Below are 6,715 nucleotides of genomic sequence, written 5' to 3'. Positions count from 1 at the left end.
GGCGCCGATTATCCGTTTCAGTTTGCCATGATCGCATTCAATCACGTTGTTCCGGTACTTAATCTGTCGGTGTTCAACGTCAGACGGGCACCGGCCTTCGCGTTTGAGCAGAGCAAGCGCGCGACCATAGGCGGGCGCTTTATCCGTGTTGATGAATCGCGGGATCTGCCACTTCTTCACGTTGTTGAGGATTTTACCCAGAAACCGGTATGCAGCTTTGCTGTTACGACGGGAGGAGAGATAAAAATCGACAGTGCGGCCCCGGCTGTCGACGGCCCGGTACAGATACGCCCAGCGGCCATTGACCTTCACGTAGGTTTCATCCATGTGCCACGGGCAAAGATCGGAAGGGTTACGCCAGTACCAGCGCAGCCGTTTTTCCATTTCAGGCGCATAACGCTGAACCCAGCGGTAAATCGTGGAGTGATCGACATTCACTCCGCGTTCAGCCAGCATCTCCTGCAGCTCACGGTAACTGATGCCGTATTTGCAGTACCAGCGTACGGCCCACAGAATGATGTCACGCTGAAAATGCCGGCCTTTGAATGGGTTCATGTGCAGCTCCATCAGCAAAAGGGGATGATAAGTTTATCACCACCGACTATTTGCAACAGTGCCCTCCTTATTATTCAGCCACAGAGACGACCCGCGACAGGGCAATATTTTCTCTGCCGCCGGACACGCTTTTTCCGCAAATGGGCTCATACCTCAAGTTTGTCCAGCATTTCTTTGGTAACCAGAACGATGCCTTCTTCCGAACGATAAAAGCGTCGCGCATCCTCAACGGCATTTTCGCCAATCACCGTCCCCTCCGGAATAACGCATCCCCGGTCGATCACGCAGCGTCTTATCCTGCAGGAGCGACCGACCCAGACGCCCGGTAATAAAACCGACGAATCAATATTACAGAACGAGTTAATCCGAACTCTGGAAAATAGAACCGACTGCACCACCACCGAGCCAGAAATAATACAGCCGCCGGAGACCAGAGAATTCATGGTCATGCCATGACTGCCGGAACGGTCCTGAACAAATTTGGCGCTGGGCAGCGATTCGACATAGGTACGGATAGGCCAGTTACGGTCATAAACGTCCAGCTCTGGCACTACTGAGGCTAAATCCAGATTCGCTTTCCAGTACGCCTCCAGGGTTCCGACATCGCGCCAGTATGGCTCGGCATTATTATCCGACTGAACGCAGGAGCGCGGGAACGGATGCGCATACGCTTCACCTGCCGCCGTTATCCTGGGAATAATATCTTTGCCAAAATCATGGGTGGAGTGTTCATCCCGATCGTCGTCTTCCAGCAGCTGGTAGAGATATTCCGCATCAAACACATAAATGCCCATACTGGCAAGCGAGCGGGTTTCATCGCCAGGAATGGTGGGCGGATTAGCCGGTTTTTCAACAAATTCAATGATTTTGTCATTCTCATCCACGGCCATGACGCCAAAAGCGCTTGCCTCTTCAACCGGGACCGGCAGGCAGGCCACGGTACAGCGCGCCCCTTTTTCAACGTGATCGAGCAGCATCCGCGAATAATCTTGTTTATAGATATGGTCCCCGGCCAGAATAACGACATATTCCGCATCATAGCGGCGGATAATATCCAGATTCTGGGTCACGGCATCCGCCGTCCCCCGATACCAGTTCTCACCATGCACCCGCTGCTGCGCCGGTAATAAATCCACGAACTCATTCATTTCTTCGTTAAAGAATGCCCAGCCGCGTTGAATATGCTGCACCAGTGAATGGGACTGATATTGTGTAATGACCCCGATACGTCTTATTCCGGAGTTAATACAATTCGATAAAGCAAAATCAATAATTCTGAATTTACCGCCGAAATGCACCGCAGGTTTTGCGCGAATAGTGGTCAGGTCTTTTAATCGTGTGCCACGTCCGCCGGCGAGGATCAGGGCCACGGATTTAAGCGGTAACTGGCGCGACAGCATTAAGTTGTCAGTATATTCAAGTTTACTCATAATAATGTCCTGCCATTAAATAAAAGCCATAAAAGAAAATAATGAAGAAAAAGCCTCACTCTTCTGCAAAATAATTCAGAAGTGATCACCTCCGGTAATAAGTCAGCTGCAATAAATCAGCTGCGCGTTTTATTGCCCTGCAGATTCCCGTACCAGCCAGATTGTCGCCAGCGGCGGCAGAGTCACCGACAGCGAATGCTCCCGACCGTGGCTGGCGATCGCCTCGCTTGCCACGCAGCCGCCGTTGCCGGTGTTGCTCCCGTGGTAGTGCATCGAGTCGGTGTTCAGCTCTTCACGCCAGCGCCCCGGCTGGTTAATCCCGAAGCGATAGCCGTGACGCGGTACTGGCGTGAAGTTGCTCGCCACGATTATCTCGTTCCCGGCTTTATCGCGACGGACAAAGATAAACACCGACCGTTCGTGGTCATCCACAACAAGCCATTCAAAGCCGTAGGGGTCAAAATCCAGTTCGTGCAGTGCCTTATGGTGGCGATAGGTATGGTTCAGATCGCGCACCAGACGCTGCACCCCGTGATGCCAGTTGTCGCCCCCTTCCAGCAGATGCCAGTCGAGGCTGGCGTCGTGGTTCCACTCCCGCCCCTGGGCAAACTCGTTGCCCATAAACAGCAGCTTTTTACCGGGGAAGGCAAACAGCCAGCCGTAGTAGGCGCGCAGGTTGGCGAACTTCTGCCAGGCATCGCCAGGCATCCGGTCAAGAATCGATTTTTTGCCGTGAACCACTTCATCGTGTGACAGCGGCAACACGAAGTTTTCGGTGTAGTTGTAGAGCATCCCGAAGGTCATCTTGTCGTGATGATAACGACGATAGATGGGATCGAGCTGCATATAGTCGAGGGTGTCATGCATCCAGCCGAGGTTCCATTTGAACCAGAAGCCAAGACCGCCCGTAGAAGACGGTCGTGTAACCCCGGCGAAGTCGGTGGACTCCTCCGCCATCGTGACCGCTCCCGGCGTCTGCTCACCGAGCACACGGTTGGTATTGCGCAGAAATTCAATCGCTTCGAGGTTTTCCCGGCCGCCGTACTCATTGGGCACCCACTCCCCCTCTTTGCGGCTGTAGTCGCGGTAGATCATTGACGCAACCGCATCCACGCGCAGGGCGTCGATCCCGAAGCGTTCAATCCAGTACAGCGCGTTCCCGACCAGAAAGTTGCTGACTTCACGGCGACCGTAGTTGTAGATCAGCGTATTCCAGTCCTGGTGATAACCTTCTCGCGGGTCGCTGTGTTCATACAACGCGGTGCCGTCGAACGATGCCAGCGCAAAGTCATCCGACGGGAAGTGGCCCGGCACCCAGTCGAGGATCACGTTCAGACCCGCGGCATGGGCAGCATTCAGGAAGTAGCGGAAGTCTTCACGGGTACCAAAACGGCGGGTCGGCGCGTACAGCCCGGTGGGCTGATAGCCCCAGCTGCCGTCGAACGGATGTTCGTTTACCGGCAGCAGCTCCAGATGGGTGAAGCCCATCCACTTCGCGTAAGGCACCAGCTGGTCCGCCAGCTCGCGGTAGCTGAGCCAGAAATGGTTATCGGCGTGGCGGCGCCACGAGCCAAGGTGCACTTCATAAATCGAAATCGGTGCATCAAACTGGTTGGCCTGCTGACGGGACTGTGGCTGTTCGACCTTTTCCGGCATGCCGCAGATAAGCGACGCGCTTTCCGGGCGCATCTGTGCCTCAAAGGCATACGGGTCGGATTTCACCCGCAGGTGGCCGTGGGCGTCAATCAGCTCGAACTTATACAGCTGGCCGTTATGCGCGCCGGGGACAAACAGCTCCCAGATGCCGGACTCTTTGCGCAGACGCATCGGGTGGCGGCGGCCGTCCCAGTAGTTGAACTGTCCGACCACCGACACACGACGGGCGTTCGGCGCCCAGACGGAAAAACGCGTCCCGGTGACGCCGTCCATGGTGTCGGCATGGGCTCCCAGCGTCTCGTAGGGCCGCAGATGAGTCCCTTCAGCGAGCAGCCAGGCATCAAGCTCCTGCAGCAGCGGGCCAAAGCGATAGGGGTCGTCAATCAGGTTTTGCTGACCGTGCCAGGTGACGGCCAGCTGGTAACGAAAAGGATTTTTCCGGCGCGGCAGAACGCCGCTAAAGAACCCGCGTGTGTCGAGGCATTCGAGTTTACCGACTTTGCGCCCGGTTTTCGGTTCAATCACCCATACATCGGTGGCATCGGGTAATAATGCGCGCACTTCCAGACCCGCATCGGTTGAGTGCATGCCAAGCACGGAAAATGGATCGGAACAATGACCTGCGAGAAGTGCGGAGATCGCACTTTTTTCATTATAATCAGACATGGCAGTCACCCTACTATCATCCTGCGGAAAGAATTAAAACGCCTCTTCCTGCTTTATTGATCCGGTAATATTCCGCTGCATGCTACGCATCGAAATATCAACACGTTATTCCAGAGCCTTAAGACATGTCGGTTGTCCACAAATAGAGAGTGATTAACCTCCTGAGAAGTGAGTTAAATGCGCTGTACGACTTCTGTATTATCTGTCTTCAGAATAATTACTCCTGATTTTCTTTCTGTGAGTAAACACTCATTTCTATATTAATGGGGAAACTAATTTTTATTTCGTCACGAATGATGAGTTTCCTTCTGCTGAATTCGTCAGATCGTATATAAAAAAAGGCTTTGTTGAATAAATCGAACTTTTGCTGAGTTGAAGGGCTTTGTTAATGGAATGGTCGCCTCCCATCTCTTGTGCCACAGTGGGACGATAAATCGTCACTCATTGAACGGAGCGCTGCTATCATGAACGTTAAAACTATTGGAATCGATTTGGCAAAAAACGTTTTCCAGATCCATGGGGTTGACGAGCACGGAAAACGGTTGTTCAACAAACAACTCAGACGGGCACAAATGGCCTCCTTTTTTGCCAACATCCCACCCTGTTTGATCGGCATGGAGGCCTGTGCATCTGCTCATTTCTGGGCCAATAAACTGATATCGATGGGCCATAATGTCAAACTGATGGCCCCTCAGTTCGTCAAACCCTATGTTAAAACCAATAAGCATGATGCTGCAGACGCTGAAGCTATTTGTGAAGCCGTCACTCGACCTAACATGCGGTTCGTGCCGGTCAAAACCGCTGAGCAGCAAGCCGTATTGGCACTTCACCGGAGTCGTCAGAGCTTCATCAAACAGCGAACCGCACAAGCCAATCAAATCAGGGGGTTATTGGCCGAATTTGGCATTGTCGTCCCCCGAGGTATCCAGCAGCTACAGCGACGATTACCTGAGCTCGTGGAAGATGCGGATAACCCGTTACCCGTCCTGTTTCGTACACAGCTGAGTCTACTAGGGGTCAGTTTGGATATAGAGAATTATTGTACTATAAGGGCTTCCCCGGCATGTCAACGCCGGTTTTATAGTTTCTGTCTGCTCGTCAGTAAAATAAAGGGGAGAGACTGCGGTACTATAAACGGCCATGATAAATCGTTATCGATTCGGGCCCTGATGAAAGACGCGCGTGAGGTTCTTGTTCGTTAAGCGGATACGTATATCCTGTACAATAGCCAGATAGGCCTCACGGGGTCTAACCCTTTTTCATCAACGAGTTGCAGGTCAGATGGTTATACTGCTTTGTGCTTTAGCTGGCTGAGTACAGCCTGAAATCATCACCGTAATGCAACGATGCCCAGCACAGCCTCGCGTTTTTGGCGGCGATGGCTACAACAGCCCGCCAGTACCCCCTGCGCTCAACCAACTTACAAACCCAACGGCTGAATGAGTCAGTCCTTTTCTCTGCACCAATCAAAACCGAACGGGCCCCCTGAACCAGAAGCGTTCGCAGATATGAATCGCCCGCTTTCGTTATTCTGCCAAGCTTTGATTTTCCGCCACTGCTGTACTGTGATGGTGTAAGTCCCAGCCAGGCTGCCAGTTGGCGTCCATTCTTAAAATCATGGGCATTACCGATACTGGCGACCAGCGCACAGGCCGTTGTGGGACCAATCCCTTTCAGTTCCATCAGTCGTTGGCTGCGGTGATCCGTTTTTGCCATGCGGGACAGGATCCGGTCATATTCAGCGATGTTATCTTCAATGCGATTAATGTGTTCCAGCAGATCATCAACGCATTGCTGAACCTGAAGCGGCAAAGAATTCTTCTGTTCAGAAACGATGTGGCGCAGGGCATCTGTACTTTGTGGAGCGATGACGCCGAATTCAGATATCAAACCTCTTAATCGGTTATATGTTGCTGTTTTCTCTTCGATAAAACCTTGTCTGGTACGGTGTAGACATTGCATCGCCTGCTGGCTCTCATCCTTCACTGGCACGAACCGCATATGCGGGCGACGGACAGCCTCACAAATAGCCTGGGCATCAGCTGCATCATTTTTTCCTGATTTACCGGCCATGCGATATGGCGATACGAACTTTGCAGCCATCAAACGGGGCTCATGGCCATACTGCCGAAACACTCTTGCCCAGTAATGGGCGCCTGAGCACGCCTCCATCCCGATAACACAGGGAGGCAGGCTTGCAATTAACTCAGGAAGTGCAGCACGCGATACTTTAGGTTTAACCAGAACAGTTTTTCCATTTTGATCAACGCAGTGAACAGCGAACACATTTTTAGCAAGATCGATACCGACAGTAGTGATAGTCATAACGAATCCCTCCAGGGCTATGTTTACCCCATGATTGCACAAGAGCTAATCAGGCACATATCCAGGGGAAGTCCCTTCCATTC

The 6,715-nt window shown here is 52.5% G+C and carries 4 protein-coding genes and 1 pseudogene; 1 reads left to right on the top strand and 4 read right to left on the bottom strand.

Translation table 11 applies throughout. From position 1 onward, the window contains the following. From OGW13_RS01230 to glgB, 3 genes are all read right to left on the bottom strand, one after another. A partial coding sequence (locus OGW13_RS01230; protein ID WP_032259227.1) for an IS6-like element IS26 family transposase occupies positions 1 to 555 on the bottom strand: 555 nt, incomplete at its 3' end. Positions 556 to 701: 146 nt separating this feature from the next. Beyond that, the gene (gene glgC / locus OGW13_RS01225; RefSeq protein ID WP_004099051.1) at positions 702 to 1,985 is read right to left on the bottom strand and encodes a glucose-1-phosphate adenylyltransferase; all 1,284 of its coding nucleotides are present in this window, start codon (positions 1,983 to 1,985) and stop codon (positions 702 to 704) included. A gap of 129 nt (positions 1,986 to 2,114) precedes the next feature. Further along, positions 2,115 to 4,307, bottom strand: a complete 2,193-nt coding sequence (gene glgB, locus OGW13_RS01220) for a 1,4-alpha-glucan branching enzyme (protein ID WP_004099052.1) — start codon at positions 4,305 to 4,307, stop codon at positions 2,115 to 2,117. A gap of 464 nt (positions 4,308 to 4,771) precedes the next feature. Here glgB and OGW13_RS01215 point away from each other — a divergent pair. Beyond that, positions 4,772 to 5,320 (top strand): annotated as a pseudogene (locus tag OGW13_RS01215) (IS110 family RNA-guided transposase); the annotation flags it as partial. A 289-nt stretch (positions 5,321 to 5,609) separates the two neighbouring features. Here the strand turns inward: OGW13_RS01215 and OGW13_RS01210 are convergent. Continuing rightward, positions 5,610 to 6,632 (bottom strand): IS110 family RNA-guided transposase, encoded by a 1,023-nt coding sequence (locus OGW13_RS01210; protein WP_000156886.1) that lies wholly within the window; start codon positions 6,630 to 6,632, stop codon positions 5,610 to 5,612. Positions 6,633 to 6,715 lie beyond the last annotated feature (83 nt).

The organism is Citrobacter sp. Ca225 (genome assembly GCF_030337175.1).
GTDB classification, from domain to species: Bacteria; Pseudomonadota; Gammaproteobacteria; order Enterobacterales; family Enterobacteriaceae; genus Citrobacter_A; species Citrobacter_A amalonaticus.
This window is presented reverse-complemented; position numbering and strand designations above follow the sequence as displayed.

What these genes read in the sequence shown, in the direction of transcription:
- glgC (WP_004099051.1), bottom strand. Translation starts at nt 1,985, where the DNA reads ATGAGTAAACTTGAATATACTGACAACTTAATGCTGTCGCGCCAGTTA.
- glgB (WP_004099052.1), bottom strand. Translation starts at nt 4,307, where the DNA reads ATGTCTGATTATAATGAAAAAAGTGCGATCTCCGCACTTCTCGCAGGT.
- OGW13_RS01210 (WP_000156886.1), bottom strand. Translation starts at nt 6,632, where the DNA reads ATGACTATCACTACTGTCGGTATCGATCTTGCTAAAAATGTGTTCGCT.